We start from the raw sequence: 25441 nt of genomic DNA on the forward strand, positions 1-25441 counted from the left end.
GCAAGCGACTGATTTAGCAAGATGTGCTGTTTACTCTGGTACTAAAAATCAACCAGAACCTGGTGCAGATCGCCCATTGCATCTTGTTGTAAAGCCTGTTGTCTTTCCTGTTCAGTTAAAATGCCGACAAAAGGTGTGCGACGGCGTAATTTACGTAAATAGGCACTATCTTCGGTAATACCTGCACAGAATTGTTCAGGCTGCTGATACAGCTCCAGTACTGAGACCCAGTGCATGTAAGCGCCATAACTCAGTTGGCCGTTATCACGTCGCTCTTCCAGTTTGGCTTTGACTTGCTCCAATAAAGTAGGCTCTGTCAGTAATTTGGCGGCAATAGCCTTATGCAGTACCAGAATCTGCCGGTCGATGTTTTCATCTTTTATGCCGGTTTTTTTCACCCTGTAGGGTTTGTTTCTTTTATTGCTTTTGGGTGTCCACATTGTCTGTATTCTTTACTCTTAGTGAAACTCTCTGGAATAGGATTTCAACGAGCCAAGTAGTGGCGTCAGATCGGTTAAACGTCCGGCGATAATATGAATGACACCATCTTTTTTCTCAAGAATGCCATTCACTTTCAATAGTTTAGCTTTTAAATAAGCTTGGCGCTGCGCTGAAGCTGTAGCCGCCCAGACCACTAAATTGCTAAAGCCTGTACCATCTTCCAGTGTAATAAAAGTCACGCCTGAGGCTGTACCAGGGCTTTGTCTGGCTGTCACTAAACCTATTACAGTGACCACCGATTTATGGTTCAGTGCGCTAAGCTCTGCCGCCTGCACAAACTTACCCAACACCCCTTGTTGTTTTAATAACTGCACCGGATGAGTCCGTAAGCTCAGACCGGTACTTTGATAATCTTCCACCACTTCTGTCAGTTCAGAAGGCAAAGGTAATTGATACTGAGTCTGATAAGGCTCAGATGCCAATAAAGGTAATTTATGCTGCTGGTCTAACAGTTGCCAGCGGGCCTGATAGCGTTGTCCGGACAGTTGTTGCAAGGCATTGGCACTGGCAAGAGCGGTTAAATCAGCATCACTCAGGCCAGACTGCGCTATGGCAGAGAGTTGCTGGTAACCGCGCTCTGGCCTGTGTTCTATCAAAAGCCGGGCCCCTTGTTGACTTAAGCCTTTGACCAGTCGTAATCCTAAACGAATGGCAAAACCAGAGTGAGCTGTGGCGGGGACCATTAAATGATCCCAATCTGAGTGATTGACACAAACCGGCAGCACTTGCACATCATGTTGCCTGGCATCCTGAATCAGTTGGCTGGGTGCATAAAAACCCATGGGCTGACTGTTTAATAAGGCCACATAAAAAGCCACAGGGTAATAATGTTTTAAATAAGCCGAGACATAAGCCAGCACGGCAAAACTGGCGGAATGTGATTCAGGAAAACCATATTCGCCAAAACCACAAATTTGCTGGTAAATCCGTTCGGCAAATTCTAACTGATAGCCTCTGCTTAACATGCCATCGATCAGTTTTTGTTTAAATTGGATCAATTCGCCGGTTTTTTTCCAACTGGCCATAGCGCGGCGGAGCTGATCGGCTTCACCCCCTGTAAAACCAGCGGCGACCATCGCCAGTTTAATCACCTGCTCCTGAAAAATGGGCACACCTAAAGTACGTTCCAGCACTTGTTGTACAGCAGCGGAAGGGTAAGACACTGCTTCTTCACCATGGCGGCGTTTTAAATAAGGATGCACCATATCTCCCTGAATAGGGCCGGGCCGTACTATGGCGATTTGGATCACTAAATCGTAATAGCTGGCCGGGCGAAGCCGCGGCAACATGGACATTTGTGCTCTTGATTCAATCTGAAATAAACCTACAGTGTCGGCTTTTTGAATGGCTTGATACACCTTGGGGTCGTCACCTGCTTTGGTGATGGCCGCTATGCTTAACTCGTTATTCTGATAACGCCGGACTAAATCAAAGGTTTTACGAATGGCACTTAGCATACCCAAAGCCAACACATCAACTTTTAGTAGTTTTAACGATTCCAGATCATCTTTATCCCACTGGATCACGGTGCGATCAGCCATGGCTGCATTTTCCACCGGCACCAGTTCGTACAAAGGCCCCTGGGATATCACAAAACCTCCGATATGCTGGGATAAATGCCGTGGCATGCCCACCAATTGCTGTACCAGTTGCACCAACAACTGTGCTTGTTTGGCTTGAGGGTCCAACCCCAGTTGAGTCAGTTGGCTGCTCCAGTGCTGGCTTTTATCCCGCCTGTGCAGGTTTTTTAAGAAAAACTCCACCTGATGCAGCTCAAACCCCAAAGCTTTGCTGATATCACGAAAGGCACTTTTAAAGCGATAACAAATCACAGTAGCGGCTAAAGCAGCCCGCTCGCGGCCGTATTTCTGATAAATATACTGAATGACTTCTTCACGGCGTTCATGTTCAAAATCGACATCTATATCCGGCGGTTCAGCCCGTTCTATCGAGATAAAACGTTCAATCAAGACATTAATCTGACGTGGATCCACAGCAGTGATCGCCAGGCAATAACAAACCACTGAGTTAGCCGCTGAGCCGCGGCCCTGATATAAAATCTGCTGTTTTTGCGCAAAAACAACTAAATCGTGGATCGTTAAAAAGTAGTAGGGGTAATTGAGCTGCTCTATTAAATCCAGCTCTTTGTTGATGGTCTGCTGAATGTCTGCAGGCACCCCTTCAGGGAAACGTTGCTTCTCGCCGGCTTTGACCAAATCCCGTAAATGCTGCATGGCAGTTTTGCCTTTGGGCACCAGTTCTGTCGGGTATTGGTAACTTAATTCATCCAGCGAAAAATGGCATAAATCCGCCAGTTTCTGGCTATTGTCCAAAAGCTCAGCCGGAAATAGCTGCTGCAATTTTTTAATCGGCCTTAAGCTCTGTTCGGCGTTACTTAATAGCTGGCGCGCCATCTCAGACACAGCTTTACCCGCTTTAATGGCACTTAAGGCATGCTGCAAAGGCAAACGACTGGCCTGATGCATCAACACTTCACCTACCGCGCAGCAGGGCAGTTGCAGCTCCTGAGCCAGTTGCTGGCAATAGGGCAAATAAAACTGATCCTGGCTTTGTAATTTGCGGCTGGCTCCCAGCCATAAGTGTTCAGCATGATGTTGCATTAACCAGTGGCCCCAGTACTGATCCGTTTGTTGATCGCCGCTGGGTAGCCAGAGGATCTGACAATGCGCAATACGCTGAATATCCCATTCGGCGAGCTGATAGCGGCCTTTTTCGGCGCGGCGTCTGGCCTGAGTGATAATACGGCATAACTCGCTATAAGCGGCTTTATCCGGACAGAGTAATACCAGCCGTAACTGTGGGTTTAGTACCATCAAAGAGCCGATAATCAGTTTCAGGGGCAGTTGTTTTTGCCGGATCTGATGGTGAGCGCGTACTACGCCTGCCAGTGAGCATTCATCCGTGATGGCCAGAGCTTGGTAGCCTAAAGCTGCGGCTTGTTGTACTAATTCAGCCGGGCTGGACGCGCCTTGTAAAAACGAAAAGTGACTCTGGCAGACTAATTCAGCGTAACGAGAGTATTTGTTGGTAGTCGGGGTCTGCATTAGCTGAAATACCCCTGCAGATACAGCAGCTCCGGCTGTTGTAAATCACGAAATAACCACAACCACTGGCCTTGCGCATTCTGGCCAACGTAGTAGTCGCGGTGTTGGCTCTGGTGTTGCCACCAGCCACTGCTTAAACGTTCTGGGCCATAACAAAGGTGTAACTGTTGCTGTTGCTCGGCATCTAACACCAGAGGCGGGTCGACTAAAAATGCCGGGCGCACTGCAGCTACCTTGCCTTCAATGCTTACTTGTGGCTCTAAAGCTGCGGCGTAGCAGTTGGCCCGCTCAGGCAACAGATCGTTCTGCAGGCAAGGACTTTTGATCTGTGTTTTACCTAAACGAGCCTGTAATAACGACAATAGCTGCAAAGCAGAATATAGCTGCTGTTTTCCGGCAAACAGAGTCTTGTACTGAGCGTAACGCGGCCCTGCCCGGCGGAGTATCAGCTTGAGCTGGATCACTGGCTTTTTCAGCGTTAACCCTTCCAACTGCAATTGACAGAGTTTGAGCCATTCTTTGCTTTGATACTCGCCCTGAGCTGAATGCAGTTGCAACTGTTGTTGCTGCTGTTGCCGCTGTAGCAGGCCAAGTTCTAACTGATACGCCAGTTGGTCTCTTTGTTGTAAATACAACTGCAATAAGCCAAACAAATGCTGCAAAGGGGCAAGCAACTGGTCGCTGCGTTCCATTTCATACAGCAGTTCCAACTGCTGCTCAAACTGTTCGGCAGGTTGAATAAACTGCAACAGCGCAGGTTTAGTTCCTGTCAGTTGTTGTAAATACTGCAGCATATCTACACCAAAACGCCGCACCAGTTCAGCTTGTGGGATCGTGAGTAGATCGCCCAGTTGGCTCAAACCAAGCCGTTGTAATTGCTCCTGTTGTTTGGCTGGCAATTGGGCATGCTGCAGTGGTAAAGCCCGGAGTTGCTGCTGAATTTTATCCGGTTGCAGTAAAAACTGATCCCAGCGCTGCTGCGCCAGTAAGCGTGCCACTAAGGGCTGTTGCGCTGTGGCAAAGTGATACTGATAACCGGCTTGCTGCAGTACCTGTTGCAGTTGCTGCCAGAATTGCATAGCTCCGCCATACAAGGCCAGCATAGGGCTTAGTTTCAGCACTAAACCAGAGTCTGGCTGCAGCGCTATATCAGCACAGTATTGATACAACAGTTGAGACAACTGCTGCAGTTGCTGCTGTTCTTGTTCGGCGTTATGCGGGAGTAGTTGTAATTGGTGGCATAAAGCCGCCGCAGAGGCTAATCCCATGCCTAAAGTTAAACCTGCTTGTCTGGCGGCCGGATTTAACTGCAGCAACTGATGGTCAGCGCCTACTATCGCCAGAGGGGCAGTTAAATCCAGTGATGTGGTGTCGTTCCCGGCAGGCATGTTGTGTTGCAGCAATAGCAACTTATCCAACTGCAATTGCGGGAAATATAAATACAACCAGAATTCCATTTGAGCAGACATCTGTAGCTGCCTCAGCTAACCCTGGATAAAGGCGGATAAGAAGAGTGCCTTTGCTGTAATTCCGGCTTGATAAACTGCGGATACAGCTCAGCCCATGGCAGCAGTAAGTCCTGCTGTTGCCAACCGCCTTTACGTTTCAAAATACGGATCTGTAATCCAGTGCTCGCCGGCATTAGTTGTAAACTTAAAGTCCAGGGCAATAGCTGTTGACCGGTTTGTAGTGGACGAAACAGATACAACTGGCTCTGGCCTTGTGCGGCGGCTAATTGCAAGCGTTTCAGTTGCGTCAGTTGTAAGCTGTTTTGCCACAAGAGCACATCGATACAACAGCCACTTTTTAAGCAGAGCTCCGCGGCCCAGAGTGCATCCGCAGCGCGGTGTGTATTCAGTTGTATAAGCTGATGCAAAGGCCGTTTTTGTTGCAACAGGTATTCAGCACACAGATGGGCTGGCGGATTAATCCAGACTTGCAGCAGCTCTGATCCTGAGTGGTTCAGCGCTTTTGAGATCAATTGCAGTTCAGCACAAGCGCCATGGCTTTGTAACTCAACAACGTTATGCTGTGGCCAGCCGCCGCCCAGCAACTGATCCAAAGCGGGAAAACCTGTACTTTGGCAATGTTCATACGGTGCTTCAGTTTGATTCGCCAACCAGATCAGTTGTTTGTCCTGAAGCTGTTGCAGCAGAGCATTCATGATGTTCACCTCAAAATACTGTATATAAAAACAGTATAAAAGATCTGGTTTGGATCGCAAGACTAAACTCAGAGTTTTCTGATCTTTTGCTTATGGTCGATCAAGGCGTAAGAATTATGTTAATCTGCGCGGCCTTCCAGCGTCCTCTGGCGTTGCATCATCTTGGTACTTATATGACTGAAACCACCACATTTACCGCGAAAACCTGGATTTTGATCCTGAGTTTAGTGCTGATCGCGCTGACTTTACGGCCTTCTATGGCCTCTATCGGGCCTTTATTGCCTTTGATGCAACCTGAGCTGCATCTGTCTTTTACACAGGCATCCTTGCTGACGATGTTGCCTGTACTGGCGATGGGCCTGGGGATCTTTTTTGCCCATCAGCTCGCGGTATGGTTTGGTTCTTATCAGGTGATTTTCTGGGCTTCCATCGCTATAGCCGCAGCCACAGCGCAGCGTTATTGGGCCACAGGTGCATTGGATTTAACGCTCAGTGCCATAGTGGCAGGTTTAGGTATTGCCATGGTGCAGGCCGTGGTACCTGGTGTGATTAAACAAAAATTCAGCAGCAAGGCGCCCTTAGTCATGGGCTGGTATATATCGGCCATTATTGCCGGTGCTGCGTTAACGGCCTCATTAGCGGCGTTTTGGGCCAACTGGGCTCAAAGCTGGCGAGTGGCTTTATCTGGCTGGGTGCTGTTATCTGTCGTGGCCTTGCTGTTGTGGTGTTCACAGAAAAAAGCGATTGAAAATTTGCCAGTGGCACAGTCGCCACAACAACCTCTGAGTTTTCGCAAATACGGTAGAGCCTGGACTTTAGCGATGTTTTTTGGTCTGGTCACTTGTGCTTTTACCTGCGTGCTGGCCTGGTTGCCGGCTTATTATGTCGAGCAGGGCTGGAGTGAACAAAAAAGTGGTTTGCTGCTGGGGTTGTTGCTGTGCATGGAGGTGGTCTCAGGTTTTGTCAGCCCTTGGCTGGCCAGTCGTAAAGCCGATCGTCGCCTTGTTATACAACTGCTTCTGGTCCTGATGGCGACAGGTTTTGCCGGTCTGGTGATAGCGCCGCAATTGGGTTTAGTCTGGGCTTCCCTGTTAGGCTTAGGTATAGGAGGGTTATTTCCCTTGTCTTTAATTGTCTCTATGGATCATCTGCATCAGCCTTCTGCTGCTGCCAGCCTGACCGCTTTTGTGCAGGGGATTGGTTATACACTGGCAGCTTTTTCACCGCTGATAGCTGGTTTTATCCGTGACTTTAGCCAAAGCTTTAGCATTAGCTGGTTAGTGTTAGCCGCTATAGCCGTGCTTCTGATGGCGATGGCGACACGTTTTAATCCGGCGCTTTACAGCTCGAAATTTCACTAAGTTTTTACGGGGAATCCATCATGCAAGCCAATCTGATGTTATTACTGGCCGCTGCAATCTGGGGCTTAGGTTTTGTTGCCCAGCGGTTGGGTATGGAGCATTTAGGGCCTTATTCTTTTAATGGTTTACGTTTTTTTATCGGCGCTTTGAGTTTATTGCCTCTGATCTGGTGGTATCAACGTCAGGGTAAATTACAGCAGGTTGACTGGAAACTGTTGTTATGGGGTGCTGTGCCTGTTGGTGTTTTACTCTTTATCGCCGCATCACTGCAACAGGTGGGACTTTTGTATACCACTGCCGCCAACGCAGGCTTTATTACTGGGCTTTATATCGTACTGGTGCCGCTATTGGGCATTTTCCTCAGGCATAAAATCAGCGGCAATATCTGGCTCGGCTGTGCTATTGCAGTTTCGGGTTTGTATGTGTTGAGCGTAGGCGACAACTTTTCTGTCAATTTTGGCGATTTATTGCAACTGATAGGGGCGTTTTTCTGGGCTGCACATTTACTGACTATTGATCACTACAGCAAAAAAGTACCGCCTATTTTATTGGCTTGCCTGCAATTTGTGGTTTGTGGTGCTTTGAGTATGGGAGTGGCTTTTAGTATAGAAACCCCCACGGTCAGCAATGCTTTCTTGGCCTGGAAGTCGGTACTTTATGCGGGTGTAGTCTCAGTAGGGATCGCTTATACCTTACAAGTGATGGCGCAAAAACATGCTCATCCGGCTCATGCGGCCATTATTTTAAGTTTAGAAACTGTATTTGCCGCTCTGGGTGGGGTTTGGCTGTTGGGAGAAGAGTTGGGCAGCAGAGCCTTAACAGGTTGTGGCCTGATGCTGTTGGGCATGTTGGTGTCTCAGTTACCGCTGCGCTGGTTACTGCGCTCCAAAGCGTTCACCTGATGGGTCTTTAGTACTGCAGTTTAAACAGCAGCTCCGTTAAATCCGGTTGCCACCAGAAGTCTTTGGCGACACGGCCATTACGCACTATCACACCTTCAGCCAGTAGCAATTGTTGTTGTGCCAGGGCTTGAGGTGTACCTGCAGCAAAAGCCAGTTGGCCACCAGCACGCATGACTCTGTACCAGGGCAGTTGCAGTTCATCCGGTGCTAAACCCAGTGTTTTTCCTACTAAGCGGGCACGACCGGGTAAACCTGCTAAGTCGGCTATCTGGCCATAACTGGCAATTTTTCCGGCCGGAATTTGTAATACCGTTTGCCAGATCTTGTGTTGTTTAGAGGGCGTTTGTTGGGACATAGCCGGAGATCTATCCTTGTTTTTCTGTGGACAATGCTACAATGCCGTCGCCTTTTTTGCCGGAGTTTTTTATGTTTACTACCATTGACGGGATTCGGCTGCGTATTCCCACCACCGAGCCTGTTGCACCAGAAAGCAGTGATTGCTGTGGCAGCGGTAGTTGTTGCCCTTGTGTCTGGGATTATTACCGGGCAGAGCAAAAAGCCTGGCTGGCACAAAAAGAGCAAGAGCAACAACAGGAGTAAGAGTCTGCTTCATGACTCTTACTCTACAATCCGCTTAATAGGCTTTATTGACCACAGTGCGGCCTATAGGGGCCAGGCTTAAAGTCGCCAGTTTTAAGTGGGCTAAACCAAATGGAATGCCGATGATAGTGACAAAACAGGCTACAGCATGAACTAAATGCCCCAAGGCTAGCCAGAAACCAGCAAACACAAACCAAATCACGTTACCGACAAATCCCAGTGGACCTGTGCCAATATCAGAGATGCGATTGAGGCGCTCACGGTTGACATGCTCGTTACCAAAAGGCCAAAACGCCATTTCACCAATGACAAAGCAGGCGCGGCCAAACGGAATAAACACAATACTTAAAAAACACAATAAACCAATACACCACCAGGCCAGCCCCATTAAAAAGCCACCCATCACAAACCATAACAGATTAAATATCAGTCGTAACGCAGCCATGATCATTCTCCTTTTTTCAGTTCTGACAAAAGGGTTACAAGATTAAGGCCAATATTAATTTTTATATAAATCATATAGATAAATTTAATGTGCAAAATTTCAGCCGTGAAAATTACCATTTAATAGTGAATTTCGCCGCTGACCAGACTGAACCACTCACAGGAAAAGCTTGCTGCAACAAGACACAACAGCTTTAATAGTGCGGTTTTAAGACTCTAAGACTAATACCCAAATTAATTGGAGTTGCAGCGCGGTGACAAGTGCACGAGACCCCAGGAGCATAGTTCACCTATGTGACTGGGGCGAGGGCAGGAAGTCAACAAAGCTGCAGCTTCAAGTAAGAAGGGGATAATAACTACAACATTCGCGGATCCCTATGACAACAACTCTTCCAGTGCAGCGACAGTTGCTTGGCCATCCCATCGGCCTTTATGTGTGCTTTTTCACCGAAATGTGGGAACGTTTTGCTTTCTACGGCTTAAAAGCCCTGCTGTTTTTATACCTGACCAAACACCATTTATTCTCCGATGACGATGGTTATATCCTGCTTGGTACTTATGCCGGTTTAGCCTATGCCTTGCCTGTGGTGGGTGGCTTGCTGGCGGATAAATACCTCGGTATGCGCAAAGCTGTTACCTTTGGTGGTGCTTTAATGGCTTTGGGTATGCTCGGCATGGCCTATCGCGGTCATGCCGCAACTCCGCAGATGGGCTTTGATCAGGTGGCGGTGCAAATTATGTATTTGTCACTGGCGCTGGTGGCTGTAGGGGTAGGTTTTTTAAAGCCGAATATTTCCACCATAGTAGGGCGTTTGTACGAGGAGAATGACCCGCGCCGCGACTCGGCTTTTACCATCTTTTACATGGGCATCAATATGGGCGCCTTTATCTCCAGTTTGTTTGTCGGCTGGGTTGGCATTGAATACGGCTGGGAATATGGTTTTGGGTCGGCCGGTATAGGCCTGATTTTAGGCTGGTTAGTGTTTGTTACTCAAACCAAACATTTGCAGGGCCAGGCTGAACCTGGTCGCCCCGAACTTTTAGAAGAAAAACGTTTTGGCATTCGCCGTGAAATACTGATTTATCTGGGTGCTTTGCTTGGTGTTGTGGTGGTCCAGCAAATTCTGCAAACCCGTTTTGACTTTGGTGCTTTGGCGGCTCTGTTAGGTTTGGCGGAAGGTACTGAAATTACCGCCACTGAAGTAGTAGCTATTCTGATGACTATCGCCCTGCTGATTTGGTGGTTTAAGTTTATTTTTGTTGAATGTAGCCAAGTGGAACGCGCCAACATGATAGTGCTGATGGTGCTGATTGGCATCTCTGCTGTGTTCTGGGGCTTGTACGAACAAACCTATGGCACCTGGCTGGCGTTTTCCGACCGCGTGATGAATAGCTACACCTTCAACCTGCTGGTCAGCGACTTTACCCCCAACGCGTCACAATTAACTTCGGTGGGCGCCTTGTTTATTTTTGCTCTGGCTATTCCTTTTGCCTGGCTTTGGCCTGTGCTGGATAAAAAAGGCTGGAACCCGTCTGCTCCGGCCAAATTTGGTTTTGGTTTATTGTTCGCAGGTCTGGCGCACTTTGTATTGCAATACGCGGCACTGAACCCGGAGGCCAATGGCTTAGCTGGTTTTTGGTGGTTTATTCTGGCGTATCTGGTGCTGGAAATAGGGGAGATGGTGTTATCTCCCATAGGGTTATCTGCGGTGACTACTTTATCCGTTGGTCGTGTCGTCAGCTTAATGATGGGCGTCTGGTTTTTAGCTTCGGCCTTTGGTGAAATGTTAGCAGGTCGTTTTGGTACCTTAGCGTCAATGCCTGCAGGCACAGATACAGGCACTGCCCTGGCTATTTATGCCGATGTATTTGCCATTTTAGGCTGGGTTGGGGTGGGCTGTGCCATTTTTATGTTTGCCTTAACGCCAGTTTTGAATAAACAAATTCGGCAGGCACAAAACCACGGATGATTCAGACTAAGCGTACAGACAAAGGCCGGATTTCACTCCGGCCTTTGTGTTTCTGATTATTTCTGCTCTGGCGTTGCAGTTTGACTGGGCTGAACCACAACCCGGCCTGTCACGCCTGCAGGAAAAGCGGGTGAGTCACAGACCCGTACTTTGTAGCTGTAACCCAACGGCTGAGCCGGATCGGGTGTGATCACCAGCACTTCATAGTCGTTGATATGCACCAGATGCTCAGGTGGGGTGAGTTTGCAACTGGAGGCGCCAAGGCTTTCGATATGGTAGTTAAAAGCCGCCACTAGCTTGTTTAACCACAGCATAGTGGGGAGTTTAAAGCCTCTCTCGTCAATAAATACCTGAAATTCAGGCACTTTGGTTTGTGGGCCTTGCCTGGGCTCTTCAACTGAAGCCTCACTTTGTTGTTTAAGTTTTTCCAGCTCTTGCTCAGCTAAATCCTGATGTTGCGCTGTGGTTTCTCCCCAGCTCAGAAACTCTTCAGGATGGCCGCTGAAATAACTGGCTAAAGTGAAGGTTAAAATGATAGTGACCACGGGCAGATAAATGATACGGGCGGCTAAAGTCCAGACCGGAAAGACTTCGTTATCCAGCAGGTGTTTCGAAGGAAGACCAAAAGGCCGCAGCATCAATAACAGCATAACTTTAATCAAATGCAGCATGGAGTAAAACTGCAAGGTCAGCATACTGCCTAGTAAGGTCCAGGCCGGGGCTAGCAATAAAGCCGCTAAGTTGACGCTGTAAGGCACTCTGTCGGGCCTTACCCCAATCACACCGTTGACAATAGATTCGGCATAGGCAAAAGAAAAATTCAACACAATAGCGTAAAAGGTCAGGATACAGGCTTTGCCCAGCAAGCTGTGCCACCAGATGGCAAAGCGTTGCCACATCTCTTTTGCTGTCGCAAACAGTAACAATACCGCCCCTGTTTTCGCCAAAACGCTGTTGTCCGCACCCAATAACAAAAACAGCAGAAAAAATACTGTGGCCAGCAAATAACCCCACTGGGCAACATGTAGCTGTGCTAAACGGGGAAAACGTTCATTCCATGCTTGCATAAGTAGTTGATCCATCGTGTTGTTTTTATGCCACTATTGTTAGCACGCTACCACTTTTTGCTCAATCTGTCTGACAAAAGAACAGGCCATGCCACCTGGCTTAAATTTCCCACACTGGACTTAACAAGGTTGCACCAAGGCACTTTCCATGGATAATTTAACGCCTCGGTGCAGCACCAATGAAAACTACAACAAAAAAACCAAGGGATCCTATGAAATCAGTTTATTTGCTCAGCAGCTTAACGCTGGCCATTAGTTTCGCCACTCTGGCCGACGAAGGCCAATGGCAACCGCATCAACTATCTGAATTACAAAATGAATTAACCGCCAAAGGTATTGAAATACCAGGCAAACAACTGGCTGATTTAAGCCAGTACCCTATGAACGCCATTGTTAGCCTGGGTTATTGTTCGGCCTCTTTTGTGTCGCCCAAAGGCCTGGTAGTGACCAACCATCACTGTGCCTACAACGCGATACAGAACAACTCGACTAAAGACAATAACCTGATAGAGAAAGGCTTTTTAGCCAAGACTATGGCGGAAGAATTACCAGCAGGGCCACAGGAACGGTTGTATATCACCGAAGCTGTAACCGATGTAACGGCACAAGTGATAGGCTCTCTATCTGCAGATTTATCCGGTAAAGAGCGGTATGAAGCGATAGAAGCCAACCGCAAAGCCTTGATTAAAGACTGTGAAAGCGATGCCAACTACCGCTGCTCTGTGGTGAGTTTTCACCATGGTATGGAATACTTTCAAATAAAACAGTTAATGTTGCAGGATGTGCGTTTGGTCTATGCGCCGTCTGAATCAGTCGGCAACTACGGCGGCGATATCGACAACTTCGAATACCCACGTCACACTGGGGATTACACCTTTATCCGTGGTTATGTCGGCAAAGACGGCAAACCTGCGCCTTATTCAGTGGATAACGTACCTTACCAGAGCAAAAACTTCCTAAAAGTAAATGCCAGTGGTGTACGCCAGGGCGATGGTATTTTATTGGCCGGTTACCCTGGCCAGACTAGCCGTTATCGTCTAGCCGATGAAATCTCTTTTGCCGCCGACTGGCAATACCCGGCTCAGGTAAAAACCTATCAACAAATGATCAACACCATAGACCGCTTAAGCGCGGCTGACGGCGATTTAAAAGTGAAATATGCCTCCACTGTCAAAGGTCATAACAACCGCATGAAGAAGCTACAAGGCTTATTGGACGGTTTTAAAGCAACAGATATTCAGGCCATTAAAGAAACTCAGGAAAACGCTTTAGTGCACTGGATTAAAGCGGATGCAGCGCGTGCGCCTTACCAGCAAAGTATTGAGGCATTAAAGCAGGTGATAGACGCCGAACAGGCTTTTACCCAACAAACTTATTACTTTGAAGCCGCCAAACGCAGTGATGTATTACAAGCCGCTCTATTGCTGTACCGCTTAGCACAGGAAAACCAAAAGCCGGACGCGAAACGCGAGATGGGCTTTCAGCAACGTGATTTAAAAATGATTGAAGGCCGTTTAGCCCGGATGGAAAAAAGTTTCCACCCTACTATGGATATCGCCATTTGGTCCGAACAGTTAGCCGAGTATTTAGCTCAGCCTGATGCAGTACGTGTTGCCGAATTAGACGCCGTTTTAGGATTAACTGCTGGCATGACGCAAGCACAGGTGGCAGAAAAAATTACAGCGCTGTACCCACAAAGCAGTTTAACCAGCACCGAAGGCCGTAAAGCCTGGCTGGGTAAAGCTCCGGCCGATTTTGCCCAAAGTGCAGACCCCTTTATTCGTATTGCAGTGGCTATTTCTGACAAAAACCTGGCATTAGAGGCACAGGAGAAAGAGTTAAAAGGCCAATTATCCCAGGTACGCCCGGCGTATATGCAGGCCATTATTGCTTACAACAAAGCGCAGGGAAAACCAGTGTATCCGGATGCCAACAGCACTTTGCGTATTACCTATGGCACAGTCGACGGTTATCCGGCCAAAGACGGTGTGTATAAAACGCCATTTACTTCGGTCAAAGGCTTAATCGCCAAACGCCAGGCAGATTACCCCTTTAACGCACCACAAAACTTAGTGGATGCCTATCAGTCTGGTAAAACTGCAGGTTATTTTTATGCCGACCTGGCAGCCCAAAGCAAAGAGCCGTGGTTTTGCGGCATTTTTAACTGTCCAAAAACCGATGTTAAAGCCTTTAACTCAGTACCGGTCAACTTTTTATCCAGTGCCGATACCACAGGCGGCAACTCAGGCTCAGCAGTAATGAACGGCAAAGGCGAATTAGTCGGCTTAAACTTCGATTCTACTTATGAGTCCATCACCAAAGACTGGTACTTCAATCCGGAAATCACCCGCGCTATCCATGTCGATATTCGCTACGTATTGTGGATGATGCAATACGTTGATAACGCTGATAATTTATTGGCGGAGATGGAAATAGTCCGCTAAGGATCAGAACCATATTTACTGTAGGGGAGGGCTTTATGCCCTCCCGTTTCATATTCACGCATAACCATCAGAACCTTCACCCATTCAGCAACAAAGACAACGGACTTTTCACCGCATTACCACCTCGATTTAATACATGGGTATAAATTTGTGTGGTCTTCACATCGCTATGACCGAGTTGTTCTTGTACTGTACGAATATCAGTACCGGACTCTAAGAGGTGGGTGGCGAACGAGTGCCTTAATGTATGGCACGTCACATTCTTTGATACTTTCGCCAATCGAGCCGCCACTTTTATAGCCCTGCGCACCGTAGTTTCATCCAGATGATGCCGACGGATAAGTTTAGATTCGGGATCAAGGCTAAGCTGGTTGGACGGAAATAAATAGTGCCAGCCAATTTCTTTTGGTGCTGCCGGATATTTTCTGGCCAAAGCAAAAGGCAGCCAGACTCCGGCATAAGATGGGTTGTGCAGATCAGTCTGAAAATGCTGTTTTACATGTTCTATTTGCAGTTTCAAAGCAGGAATAAGCTCAGGCGCTAAGGTAACTCTGCGGTTTTTATTACCTTTACCCTGCCACACCAGCACAGACAAATAATCAAAATCAATATCCTGCACCCGCAGCCGAACTGCTTCCATTAAACGCAAGCCACTGCCATACATCAGTTGCGCTAATAACTTGTATTTGGGCTCAATCAAAGCAAGTAACTGCTGAACCTCAACGCGGGTTAGTACTACAGGCAGTTTTTGTGCAACTTGGGCTTTATTAAAATTAAGGTTTAGCGACAGTGGCCGCAAAATAATATGCCGGTATAAAAAACTCAGTGCATTTAAAGCAGTAGCCTGAGTTTTAATAGCCACAGTGCGTTGATTGGAGAGGTAAGATAGGAAGTTTTCTACATCGGTATCAGATAGCTGATTCGGGTGCTGCTTGTGATGAAACAAAATGTAGAACCGAATCCAATACAAATAGGTTTCCACTGTACGCTTGGCATAACGCCGCGACACCATAAACTCTCTGACGTAATCCAAAAAAGGCGATGCCATTTTTTCCTCCTGAATAACTGTTTAAATAAACAGTGGTTCAGTTTGAGTAAAAAATCCACCAACTAGCGTACAGGCTGTATAGATTTTGTCGGGGATAAATTTATGGATTTTAGAAAAAGTTGTTGAAATAGAGATACATCAGCGTTAGTTTGGTATGAGTAAAAATCAGGAAAGAAGGCAGAAAAATGTTCGACTTGCGGGCAGAAAACCTTCTATTAAATTGTTATGTTTGAGAGGGGCCATTGTTTAGCAAACAGTTTTTCCAAGCTTTGATTTGGATTGAAATGACCCCTTTTGTTTTATGTCTGTTTTTAGGCGTAATCCATTTGTTTAAGTACGATCTTTGGGTCTCGTTTAAGGTCTGGTTGTTTACATTCGTTTTTTTACAGCCATTTTTCCTTGTACCAAAGTGGCGCTTACTAAAATCTTTAGCAAAGGGTAATCGTTTGTGAACTACACCATAAAACATAACAAGCCGCGTCATTTGCAGCCTTCGGCTGCGGCGACGCTCACATGTTCGCGCGCTTGCGCGGGACGTTAGGTGTGTGAAATAGGTCGCATGGATAAGCCAGATTGGGTAACGAATGAAGCATCGTGGATAAAGACTTGCAAAAAGGTCGTGGCGCGTGCCCGGGACTTAGAAGAAAACCGAATCGGTGTAATTGTCTGTGCTCGCGAAATGTGTAAGTTAGCGTTTTGGTTACGCGCAGAAGATGATCAAGACTTTAAGGTTTTTCGGGATATCGACTCTGATAGTGCTCATCTTCCGGCAGGCCAAGAGCGTCAGCGTTGGGCGCAATCTGCACTGCAAAGAGAAGATGTAAAAATCGCAGAGGTTGAGAACGCATGGCATAGTGCGGCTATTAAGGCTGCACAATCATTGAAGCAAAAGTATGAAAGTCACGAAAAACACACCTAACAAGGCGGTCAATGGCGCCTACGGCTGGACAAAGTGCTGTGCACTTTGCCCATTACCTTGTCGTTAGGCAGTAAGGAGCCATTATTGAACTGGAAGATTATTGTTATCCACGCTCTTCTGTTACTGATGGCCGGTATCGCTTCCGGCATCTTTGAATTTCATCCATCATCATTTTCTCCTGATGCGGTGTTGTTCAATTACTTTCTGAATCATTGCATCATGCTGCTCGTGTACATGGCTATCTTTGCTCACATCACTTACAGAACAGATCAGTATCCTGTCGCTCATACGCTTCTTGCTCTTTTGCTTAGCGATGAAGTCGCATCTGCACTATTGGCGTTTTCACTATCGTATTTGGGAGCTGAACCGGAGCCTATTCGACCGCTTCAATTTCTGGTATTCGAATACATTTCTTTGCTTGGAGTGCTATTCGCAGGTATCAAGGCTGGAATAAGTCTCAAACATCGAAAATTGTTAAGGTCAGCGAGGGGCAGCAGTGCATCAACTAATGCCTAACAAGCAAATGTTAATCGCCCACGCTACGCATGGGCTGCGACGGCAAAACGCATGCGCGTTTTCCCGCGCTAAATTTGGTAGTTATGTGTAAGGATGCTTCGTGAAGACCGTAGTTTTATACGGATTTGAAGGTCAGTTTGTAGGTGGTAATGAATACGATTACAACCATCCTGAATTGCATCATGTCCATAAATGCATATTATTTTTGGCTCAGGACAATGAAAATCCGGATTTTGAATTCGCGACTACGGAATGCTCAAAGTTTGGCTTTGCCAACTTGAAAAATCTCACTGGTAAGCCGCTAAAGGTTGATGTACTGAATACAGACAGTTTTCGCGGTTTTACTGGTTTCTACGAAGAAGCATTAAACGAGGGTAGCTCAATTGTTTACTACCCAAACACATAACAAACCACGGCATTCGGGGCCTGCGGCCCCTGCGACGCTCACAAGTTCGCGCGCATGCGCGGGGCGATTAGGCAGTTACAAATGCTGACTCGAAGCCAGTCATTATTTAAAAGATCGCTTTTGGTTATAGCCATTGTCGCGTCGTATCTATTAATTCTTCGCGGAGCAATTGGTTTCTTTCATCCAAAATTTGGTGAGTTACTTGTACTGGTAAATTACGTAGCAGGCAAAAACGCAATGTTTTGGGTGCTTATACATATATCTTCGCCAACTTACGATTTTCTAGTCCACTCAGTCTGGGGAAATGGTACCGCATTTTTTACTTTGCTTTTTTGCATTTTTCTATTGGCAGTGGTTTTAACAAAGCCCAAAACTAAACGTGGCACAAATGCCTAACAAGCGCCTTAAACATCGCGGCCTGCGGCCGCTGGACTCGCAACAAGTTGCTCGCCGTTTAGGCGATAGTTATACATTTAGGAGAGTTTAGTTTGAGTTCTGTAAAGCCACCCAAAAGCATTTTCTTCGCTGCGCTATGGATGTCACTGTCAGTTTTGGTTGCTTTAGCAAGCTATGTAGCACTTTTTGATAAAGCTCCGTTTGCCATGTTTGGGCTATTAGCGCTGTCAATTTTGCTTTTTGTCGTGGGGCTGCAGCGCACTGAGCGCTTTTCTGTAGATCAGGATATTTTTAATAATCGGATTCGTATTCTAGGTTTTGCATCAGCTTTGTGCGGCATCGGTACTATTTTTTATGCAGCATCCTTATAAATGTATAACAAACGCCATCAAAAACGCGCCCGTTGGGCGCTCGACTCGCAACAAGTTGCTCGCGTTTGTGGCGGGCGTTATGTGAATCTTTTAGAAAGGAGTTCGTGTGAAAAAACTATTTATCGCCCTGATGGGTTTTGTATTTTTCAGCTCTAATGTTTTGGCTGAAGAATTTGACTACGATGCTTTCGTTAAAGCTTATTACCATGCACAGGTGATGACTCAGCAACCGAACGCAACAAAAGAAGATGTTGAGCATTATTTGTCTTTTCTGACTGAGGACATTGGATACCAACATTTTCCGAATGCGCCTGATGATACGCGTGAACCAAATGGCAAGGCCATGATGCGTAAGGGAATGACTCATTATCTCGGTGCTCATACGGAATATCTGTCAGAGCTTATTGACTACCAATACGGTCATAACGCAATTACTATCAAGCGTAAGTATTCAGGGAAAGGTAAAAGGGCAGATGGGTCAGACTTTAGTTACAGTAAAGTAGCGCTGGATGTACTTGAGCTTGAAAACGGTAAAGTCTCCGTTATCCGTCAATACAGTGAATAATTCACATAACAATCAAATTTTATCGCCAGCAAAAAGCACTGGCTGCGACGTAAATCCGCTGCGCGGCTTTCCGCGCTAAATTTGGGCGTTATGTGTTTTCAGAGGTATTAGTTTAATGTCAAACGTCTTAAATGTGGTTAGGTTACGGAATGCAAAATCGGATTTCAAAATGTTGGTTGTTTTGGCATTTTGCCTCGTGGCTATATCATTTTTTGTAATTGGTCTTGTGTATGCTCAAGCGCCAGAAATTGGCATTTTAGTTAAGCTTCTAGCAATTGTGGGTACTGTAAATATTGCTGTGGTTTTCTACATAATCAAAAAGTTCAATGCTTTATCAAACACATAACAAGGCGCTATTATCGCCGCTAGTGCGGCTTGGACGGCTTACGCTGCGCTCCAGCCGCCACAAAGCTTTGCGTTATGTTTTAAGGAGAGACCGGTGTCGACTGGGATAAAAATTGACAACTGTAGGGGCGCAAAAATAATTGATTGCGGATTCTCTGGCCTTAGAACCGGTATTGATGTTTCTGATAGTGATGATATTCAAATCACGGGCGCAAGATTTTTGAATGTTAATACAGGGGTAAAGGCTAGAAGAGTTAGAGGATTAAAAGCCTCCAACTGTACAGATGATGCTAGCCAAACGAACACATCGTTCAGTCTATCTGTTGGTGCAAAAATAGTCAGATGGTATATAGAGTACTTGAATGGTAGAGGGTAGCGTATGCCAATGTTCGATATAGAAGATTCAAAAGATGTTGATTTAGAAAACAATAAAACCTCAAAAGAGACCCTAGCTAAGATTAAAAATGTTGAAGGCTTTAAAGCTAAAGGTAACGAGGCAGGAGTAAATCCCGAAAAACCTAAGCTTGAAGAAGAAATAGTAGAATTAAAACCAAACTTTATGGGGTTCGGTATTAACCTGAGAGCATTGTGGAAAAAAATACGACACAAAAAAACATAACAAAAAAAGTCAGCCGACGCTTAACAGCGCGCGGCTGCTTTTGGCGTTATACAAGTGAAGAGGCATTATGGAGCGCGGCATAATTATCACACCAAATTATAAAGTACTGGATGGTGGCGGCCTTCGGCTAGCGGGTGGTGTTGAAGCTGTAAACCTTCGCAAGTATCTGTTGTTTTGGGATAAAATCGATTATCCCGTGAATAACATGATTCATATCGGCGGCGGGCCTGATATTGAATTTTTAATACAAGAAGGGATTGCTACGTCTACCGAGGTCAGATTCCAAAGAATGGAAGCACATGAAAATGGGTTATTATTTCTCGCTTCCCAAATGGTTGCTTTTGAACAGAACAATCAATCCAAAGATAAAGAATGGAGCATTGCTCAACCTACAGAAAGGCTAATCGTTCCTCAAGAATACTCGAAAAGACAAGGTTGTCTTGAGTTCGAGCTGTATAACGCTGTGCAAATTCCAACGGCTGATGTCCCACTTCCAGAAGTTGTCGAGTTCAAAATACGTAGGAATGCTGAATTACTCGCGTTGCGTGACTCAATGGACTAAATAGTGGATCAAATAATGTCATCGCAAGATATACCAAAAAGAAAAAACAAAGCACTTAATAAACTGCATCGTGATTTGAACGATTTCAACAGGGTCATGAAAGAGACTAAATTTCAGCGTGTTAAGCGTTCACTTACATCTGTTGCAACAGATCCTTGGTTTGGAGTTGCGGGGGCTGGTGCGCTAGTAAAAGATTACCTCCCTGAAAATTATCAACCATATGTTCAAGGGTTGAATGTTGCTGCTTTAGGTGCTTGCGCTCTGAAATTTGCATACCAAGAACTATCAGTAGGCAAGTCTATACCAGATGAGTTTCGACATTTCGCGTACTTGTCAGCTATCCGAAATGAACTTGTATAACAAACAACTGCAGCGGATCAATTTACGCTCCGCTCCAATTGCCCGCTGAGTTGGACGTTAGTACTCTATGAAGAAATTACTTAGCTATTTTGTTATCGCTTTCTTGACCTTTGGTATTGGTGCCATTTTCTGGTCAGCATTTTCTTTGGGCAATAGTAGTTATGCGTTTTGGAAAAATGGTAGAGAAACTACTGCAGTGGTTTTGAGCTTAGATCATGTCAGCGGCTCAGCAAAAGGCGGCAACAGTTATTACTACAATTTGAATGTTGATGGTCAAAAAATCATCCAAAGCTTTAGGTTTAAGCTGTCAGAAGGCAGCACTTATAAAATTTTGTTTCTAGATGACAAAAGAGAAGCAATTTTGGGTACATCTGAAGACGGACTATTTGAAATATACTCCGCTCAAATCGGTTCGGATTTCATGGCTATATTGACGCTTTTGATGTTTATATTCATGCCATACGGTACGTACAAAATGTATTCTGAGTTATGGCCAAAACGACATGACCTTTGGCGTAAAGAGTACTAACAAGTTGCTTAATTTCGTTCCGGCCACAAAAAGCGTGGCCTCCACTGGACTGCCTACGCTACGCTGCGGCAGCCAATTAGCAAAGCGTTAGCTGGGATTGCCTTACCTGTAAAGTGATACTATAGTATCACTTGAAGTGTGCATCAGGGGGAACCCATGAAAGTTGAACTAGTTACGAACCTCAAGCGTCAGGCGACAAAGATTCTGGCAGATCTGCACTTGTCGAAAGAACCTGTACTGATTACGGAGCATGGCCAGCCATCCGCATACCTTGTTGATGTGCAGGATTATGAATTCATGCAGCGTCGGCTTGAGCTGCTTGAGGGGCTTGCCCGGGGAGAGCGTGCTGTACTTGAGGGAAGAACCTATAGCCAAAATGAGGCCAAAGAAAAAATGAGTAAATGGCTGAAGTAATCTGGACAGAGCCAGCCCTTCAAGAACTGGATGCCATTGCGGAATATATTGCTTTGGACAATCCTGCTGCTGCAAGCGACCTCGTGAAGGCAGTTTTCGATAAGACAGAACGTTTGGAAACTTTCCCCAAATCCGGTCGGATTCCTCCTGAGCTGCCAGATTCGGTATACAGGGAGATGCTGGTTCCACTCTGTCGCATTTTTTATCGTGAGGATGAGCAGCGGGTTTTGATCCTCTTTGTCATGCGAGAGGAGCGACAGCTTCGTGCATTCATGCTTGGACACAGCTAACAATCCGCGTCACTCGTGGCCTGTGGCCCCAGCGACGCTCACAAGTTCGCGCGCATGCTCGGGGCGTTAGCTTTCTCAGGAAACATTAATTGGCGAGATATATAATTTTTTAGTCGTTTTGGTTATGTTGATATCAGCCAGTTTCGAGCTATATCAAGAGCAGCATCAGGGACGGCTGGTACTTGCCACTTTAGCGGGTTTAGAGCGTGATGATTTTTATGAGATATCAAGTAGGAATAGTCTGAGCAATCAAGAGAAAAAACTAGTCACCATACCAGACACTGTAGCAAAGTTGGTCACGCTGAATTGAACAGGACGGTTTATTTTGATTGGAAAATTATTTGATAAATTAGTTTTTGCGACAGCGCTTATCCTGGCGCTGCAAGCGCCGCTGTTGGTTGATCATTATCATCAGTATTTATCCGGCTGGTATCAGGCGACTGAGCAACAAGTGGACGGTTATGAAGCGACAGCCAAAGCTCATCAGTTTGCTGACGCTCAGGCCATGATCAAGCATCATCAGAACAACGCTGACGCCAGCGTGCGCTCTGATGCGGAGCAAAAGCTGGCAACGATAAGTCTGCTTGCTGAGCTTGGTGTGGGGATGGATATTTTTGCCACAGGCAATTTACTGGAAAAAATGGGCTTTATGCTTCAGCCGAACCGAATTCATCTGCTCAAAGATGTTGTTCAGAACTTCAAACCCGGTATTCCGCTCGATGCCGGTGGTCTGGTTTTTGCCGTGCTCTGTGCTCTTTTACTGAATGCTCTCATTATGTTGCCGTTCAGGCTATTCAGGGCGCGTCCTTTGGCTGAACAGCGTTAGAGACACAGCTACTAGTTCAGTCTGACGGAGAAGGATCATGTCCAGGGCCTCTGTGTTGTTACTGCTGGCGGATGCAATTTTGGTTGTGCATGTGCTTTTTGTCTGCTTTGTTGTGTTTGGCCTGCTGGCTATCTATCTGGGCTATGCGCTGAGCTGGCAATGGGTTCGTAATCTTCGGTTCAGGTTGCTGCATTTGGTCGCTATCGGCATAGTCGTAGTGCAATCATGGCTTGGTATGATTTGCCCATTAACTGTCTGGGAGATGGCATTAAGAAAACAAGCTGGTGCAGGTACGTATGCTGGTTCTTTTATTCAGCATTGGTTACATCAATTATTGTATTACAGCGCGCCGGATTGGGCTTTTATGCTGTTGTATAGTGCTTTTGGCCTGTTAGTGCTGGCGAGCTGGTTTGTGGTTCGCCCAGGCTCGTGGTCACGTTAGTAGACAAACTCCTTTGGTTGTCTTCGTCTAAATCTGCTTAAACACAAACGAGAATAGTTGCTAATTGCTTTGCAATTGAGATCAATTTTCATTTAAAATTGTGGCACTGTATTCAGAGGAAAGTGCCATGTCGTTGTTTAAGCTCCATAAAATGTCCTTAGTTGCGCTGGCTGTAGCCACAGGTTGTTATTCTACAAGCCTGTTGGCCGATGACAGCAAAGCCAAAGCTGAAGAAGAAATTGAGGTGATCACGGTCAAAAGTACAAGTGGTTTAATTTCTTATGTCAGTGCTTCAGGCGCCAAGTCAGACACGCCCATTATTGAAACTCCGTTGTCTGTGTCTGTGCTGACCGAAGAGCGTATTGCCGATTTAGGCGCGCTGACGGTGCAGGATGCCTTGGGTTATGTGTCGGGTTTGTACAATGGCCCTTATGGTTTGGACACCAGGGGTGACTGGTCGGTGATCCGTGGTGTATCGCCGGTGCAGTATCTGGATGGTCTGAAATCTTTGTTTGGTTATTACAACAACGTGCGCACCGAGCCCTTTGGCCTGTCGCAAATTGAAATACTCAAAGGCCCAAGCTCTGTGCTGTATGGACAGGGTTCTATTGGCGGTATCGTTAATTTAGTCAGTAAAAAACCTGAAGCGGCTACCAGCGGTCAGTTATGGGCGCAGTTGGGGAATTATTCACGTAAACAACTGGCGGGCGATATCACAGGGTCATTAACTGAGGATGAAACACTGCAAGGCCGTTTAGTCGGCGTCTGGCGCGACAGTGATACTCAGACAGATTTTGTGCCAGATAACAGCAAGGCTTTAGCGCCGTCTTTTAGCTGGCAGGCCAGTGACGATACTAAAGTGACAGTGCTTGGCAACTGGCAGGAAAAAGAATCCGGCTCCAGTACGCAGTTTTTCCCACATAAGGGCACTATTTTACCCAACGAATTTGGTCAGATCCCAAGCAACCGTTTTGTGTCTGAACCAGGTTTTGACCGCTATGACACAGAACAACAGGCCGCTACTGTGATTATTGAGCATAGTCTGACGGATGACTGGGATTTACGTGTCGCCAGTCGTTACAGTGACAGTCATGCCGATTACGACACTATGTATGGCTGGCCGCCGGTGTTGCAGGCGGATAACCGCACTATTTCGCGTGTGGCTTATGTCAGTAACGCCGATGCCCGGGCTATCACCAGCGATGCGCAACTGCATGGCAACCTGCAAACCGGCGTAGTCGAGCATCAACTGGTAATGGGTTTTGATTACCAGAACGCCTATACCGACAATGATTCCTTTTATTCGCCAACCGGCGGCGGTTTGCTGGATTTATACAACCCTGTGTATGGTCAGGTGACAGATTTGCCAACGGATGCTGATGCAGTGGACTATGCGGCCACTAAGGTGTACCAGAGTGGTTTGTATCTGCAGGACACTATGAAAATTGCTGACACCTGGATGCTGTCAGCAGCTTTGCGCCGTGACCGCACTGTCAGTCGCACAGAGCGGGCTGATGCCCAGTTGCAGTATGCCACGACCGGACGCTTAGGCTTGATGTATCTGATGGAGGGCGGTGTTTCACCTTATATTAGCTATAGCGAGTCTTTTGAGCCGCTGCTGGGTTCTGATGCCTATGGCAAAGCGTTTCAACCTAAAACAGGTGAGCAGTGGGAAGCGGGTGTAAAATACCAGCCTGACAACACTGAGCATTTGTTAACTGCGGCTGTCTATCAGATTAAAGAGCAAAACCGTACTACCACTTTAGCGGCCGATCAATTGAATGACCCGGATCTGATTAACCCTAATGGTCAAATTCAGGGTGGGGAAGTCACAGCCAAAGGGGTAGAGCTGGAAGCTCAACTGGCGTGGCAGCAATTGGATGTTTATGCCAGCTATGCCTACACCGACGCTTATGTCAGCCAAAGTAATACATTAGGCGAAAAGGGGGCTGCGTTATCTGCAGTGCCGGAGCAACAAGCCTCAGTCTGGGCGACCTGGCGTTTGGCGATGCTGGATGGTCTGAAACTGGGTGGTGGTGTGCGCCATGTAGGCAAAACCTCAGATGGCAGCGCTTATGTCGCGATGAATGGTGTGGTGCTGAACGACCCGCTGCTCACTCCGTCTTACACCTTGTTCGACGCCATGCTGGGCTATGAGCTGGGCGATTACGATCTAAGCCTGCAGGTGCAAAACCTGACCGACAAAACAGTGATCACCTCCTGTCTGGTGCGGGGTGACTGTTTCTATGGTCAGCGCCGTTCTGTCAGCGCTAACTTACGTTATAAGTTCTGATCAAAACACTCAGATGAGTTAC

The 25441-nt window shown here is 46.6% G+C and carries 27 protein-coding genes; 19 read left to right on the top strand and 8 right to left on the bottom strand.

Features of this window, described 5'->3' with window-relative positions:
• Window positions 1-41: 41 nt before the first annotated feature.
• The 4 genes from SD53_RS01590 to imuA are packed head-to-tail and all read right to left on the bottom strand — an operon-like array spanning window position 42 to window position 5730.
• Entirely contained in the window at window positions 42-440 is a 399-nt protein-coding gene (locus SD53_RS01590) for a hypothetical protein (RefSeq protein WP_046518463.1), read from the bottom strand.
• An 18-nt stretch (window positions 441-458) separates the two neighbouring features.
• A complete protein-coding gene (locus SD53_RS01595; RefSeq protein WP_046518464.1) occupies window positions 459-3566 on the bottom strand; it encodes an error-prone DNA polymerase in 3108 nt (1035 codons plus the stop codon).
• Window positions 3566-5035 carry a Y-family DNA polymerase gene (locus SD53_RS01600; protein WP_052749211.1) on the bottom strand — a complete coding sequence of 490 codons (1470 nt, stop codon included), beginning with the start codon at window positions 5033-5035 and terminating at the stop codon, window positions 3566-3568. Before SD53_RS01600 ends, SD53_RS01595 begins: the two co-directional genes overlap by 1 nt.
• Before the next feature lie 11 nt (window positions 5036-5046).
• Window positions 5047-5730, bottom strand: coding sequence for a translesion DNA synthesis-associated protein ImuA (gene imuA / locus SD53_RS01605; RefSeq protein ID WP_046518465.1), 684 nt, complete (start codon window positions 5728-5730; stop codon window positions 5047-5049).
• Between the two features lie 116 nt (window positions 5731-5846).
• On the opposite strand from imuA, the gene SD53_RS01610 reads away from it, so the two are divergent.
• Window positions 5847-7091 carry an MFS transporter gene (locus tag SD53_RS01610; RefSeq protein WP_082101747.1) on the top strand — a complete coding sequence of 415 codons (1245 nt, stop codon included), beginning with the start codon at window positions 5847-5849 and terminating at the stop codon, window positions 7089-7091.
• A 20-nt stretch (window positions 7092-7111) separates the two neighbouring features.
• Window positions 7112-7993 carry a DMT family transporter gene (locus SD53_RS01615; RefSeq protein ID WP_046518466.1) on the top strand — a complete coding sequence of 294 codons (882 nt, stop codon included), beginning with the start codon at window positions 7112-7114 and terminating at the stop codon, window positions 7991-7993.
• Between the two features lie 7 nt (window positions 7994-8000).
• On the opposite strand, the gene SD53_RS01620 is transcribed toward SD53_RS01615, so the two are convergent.
• Window positions 8001-8348 carry an MGMT family protein gene (locus tag SD53_RS01620; RefSeq protein ID WP_046518467.1) on the bottom strand — a complete coding sequence of 116 codons (348 nt, stop codon included), beginning with the start codon at window positions 8346-8348 and terminating at the stop codon, window positions 8001-8003.
• A gap of 71 nt (window positions 8349-8419) precedes the next feature.
• On the opposite strand from SD53_RS01620, the gene SD53_RS01625 reads away from it, so the two are divergent.
• Complete coding sequence (locus tag SD53_RS01625; RefSeq protein ID WP_082101751.1) at window positions 8420-8593, top strand: oxidoreductase-like domain-containing protein; 174 nt, start codon at window positions 8420-8422, stop codon at window positions 8591-8593.
• Window positions 8594-8627: 34 nt separating this feature from the next.
• On the opposite strand, the gene SD53_RS01630 is transcribed toward SD53_RS01625, so the two are convergent.
• A complete protein-coding gene (locus SD53_RS01630) occupies window positions 8628-9038 on the bottom strand; it encodes a YccF domain-containing protein (protein WP_046518468.1) in 411 nt (136 codons plus the stop codon).
• Between the two features lie 376 nt (window positions 9039-9414).
• Here SD53_RS01630 and SD53_RS01635 point away from each other — a divergent pair, with 376 nt between their 5' ends.
• Entirely contained in the window at window positions 9415-11007 is a 1593-nt protein-coding gene (locus SD53_RS01635; protein WP_046518469.1) for a peptide MFS transporter, read from the top strand.
• A 56-nt stretch (window positions 11008-11063) separates the two neighbouring features.
• Here the strand turns inward: SD53_RS01635 and SD53_RS01640 are convergent, their stop codons facing one another.
• Window positions 11064-12074, bottom strand: a complete 1011-nt coding sequence (locus tag SD53_RS01640) for a hypothetical protein (protein WP_046518470.1) — start codon at window positions 12072-12074, stop codon at window positions 11064-11066.
• 212 nt (window positions 12075-12286) lie between these two features.
• On the opposite strand from SD53_RS01640, the gene SD53_RS01645 reads away from it, so the two are divergent.
• The gene (locus SD53_RS01645) at window positions 12287-14518 is read left to right on the top strand and encodes a S46 family peptidase (protein ID WP_082101748.1); all 2232 of its coding nucleotides are present in this window, start codon (window positions 12287-12289) and stop codon (window positions 14516-14518) included.
• Between the two features lie 76 nt (window positions 14519-14594).
• On the opposite strand, the gene SD53_RS01650 is transcribed toward SD53_RS01645, so the two are convergent.
• The gene (locus SD53_RS01650; protein WP_046518472.1) at window positions 14595-15566 is read right to left on the bottom strand and encodes an integron integrase; all 972 of its coding nucleotides are present in this window, start codon (window positions 15564-15566) and stop codon (window positions 14595-14597) included.
• A gap of 559 nt (window positions 15567-16125) precedes the next feature.
• Here SD53_RS01650 and SD53_RS01655 point away from each other — a divergent pair.
• From SD53_RS01655 to SD53_RS01730, 14 genes are all read left to right on the top strand, one after another.
• Complete coding sequence (locus SD53_RS01655) at window positions 16126-16485, top strand: hypothetical protein (protein ID WP_046518473.1); 360 nt, start codon at window positions 16126-16128, stop codon at window positions 16483-16485.
• A gap of 84 nt (window positions 16486-16569) precedes the next feature.
• Window positions 16570-17001, top strand: coding sequence for a hypothetical protein (locus SD53_RS01660; RefSeq protein WP_046518474.1), 432 nt, complete (start codon window positions 16570-16572; stop codon window positions 16999-17001).
• 100 nt (window positions 17002-17101) lie between these two features.
• On the top strand, window positions 17102-17407 hold the full coding sequence (locus SD53_RS01665; RefSeq protein ID WP_046518475.1) for a hypothetical protein: 306 nt from the start codon (window positions 17102-17104) through the stop codon (window positions 17405-17407).
• A gap of 488 nt (window positions 17408-17895) precedes the next feature.
• Window positions 17896-18174: a hypothetical protein gene (locus tag SD53_RS01675; RefSeq protein WP_125060972.1), complete on the top strand. Its 279-nt coding sequence runs from the start codon at window positions 17896-17898 to the stop codon at window positions 18172-18174.
• A 106-nt stretch (window positions 18175-18280) separates the two neighbouring features.
• On the top strand, window positions 18281-18739 hold the full coding sequence (locus SD53_RS01680) for a nuclear transport factor 2-like protein (protein ID WP_046518478.1): 459 nt from the start codon (window positions 18281-18283) through the stop codon (window positions 18737-18739).
• Window positions 18740-19463: 724 nt separating this feature from the next.
• The gene (locus SD53_RS01695; RefSeq protein ID WP_046518481.1) at window positions 19464-19703 is read left to right on the top strand and encodes a hypothetical protein; all 240 of its coding nucleotides are present in this window, start codon (window positions 19464-19466) and stop codon (window positions 19701-19703) included.
• Window positions 19704-19770: 67 nt separating this feature from the next.
• Window positions 19771-20265: a DUF6236 family protein gene (locus SD53_RS18780; RefSeq protein ID WP_206539881.1), complete on the top strand. Its 495-nt coding sequence runs from the start codon at window positions 19771-19773 to the stop codon at window positions 20263-20265.
• Between the two features lie 15 nt (window positions 20266-20280).
• Complete coding sequence (locus SD53_RS18785) at window positions 20281-20625, top strand: hypothetical protein (protein ID WP_206539882.1); 345 nt, start codon at window positions 20281-20283, stop codon at window positions 20623-20625.
• Window positions 20626-20692: 67 nt separating this feature from the next.
• The gene (locus tag SD53_RS01705) at window positions 20693-21154 is read left to right on the top strand and encodes a hypothetical protein (protein WP_052749212.1); all 462 of its coding nucleotides are present in this window, start codon (window positions 20693-20695) and stop codon (window positions 21152-21154) included.
• Between the two features lie 156 nt (window positions 21155-21310).
• Window positions 21311-21568: a type II toxin-antitoxin system Phd/YefM family antitoxin gene (locus SD53_RS01710; protein WP_046518482.1), complete on the top strand. Its 258-nt coding sequence runs from the start codon at window positions 21311-21313 to the stop codon at window positions 21566-21568.
• A complete protein-coding gene (locus SD53_RS01715) occupies window positions 21556-21858 on the top strand; it encodes a type II toxin-antitoxin system RelE/ParE family toxin (RefSeq protein ID WP_046518483.1) in 303 nt (100 codons plus the stop codon). The genes SD53_RS01710 and SD53_RS01715 overlap by 13 nt, the downstream gene beginning before the upstream one ends.
• Before the next feature lie 325 nt (window positions 21859-22183).
• Window positions 22184-22684: a DUF2937 family protein gene (locus SD53_RS01720; RefSeq protein ID WP_046518484.1), complete on the top strand. Its 501-nt coding sequence runs from the start codon at window positions 22184-22186 to the stop codon at window positions 22682-22684.
• A gap of 37 nt (window positions 22685-22721) precedes the next feature.
• Window positions 22722-23126 carry a DUF2784 domain-containing protein gene (locus SD53_RS01725; RefSeq protein WP_046518485.1) on the top strand — a complete coding sequence of 135 codons (405 nt, stop codon included), beginning with the start codon at window positions 22722-22724 and terminating at the stop codon, window positions 23124-23126.
• A gap of 127 nt (window positions 23127-23253) precedes the next feature.
• A complete protein-coding gene (locus SD53_RS01730; protein WP_046518486.1) occupies window positions 23254-25419 on the top strand; it encodes a TonB-dependent siderophore receptor in 2166 nt (721 codons plus the stop codon).
• Window positions 25420-25441: the final 22 nt, after the last annotated feature.

This window comes from Rheinheimera mesophila (genome assembly GCF_000986865.1).
Taxonomy (GTDB): domain Bacteria; phylum Pseudomonadota; class Gammaproteobacteria; order Enterobacterales; family Alteromonadaceae; genus Pararheinheimera; species Pararheinheimera mesophila.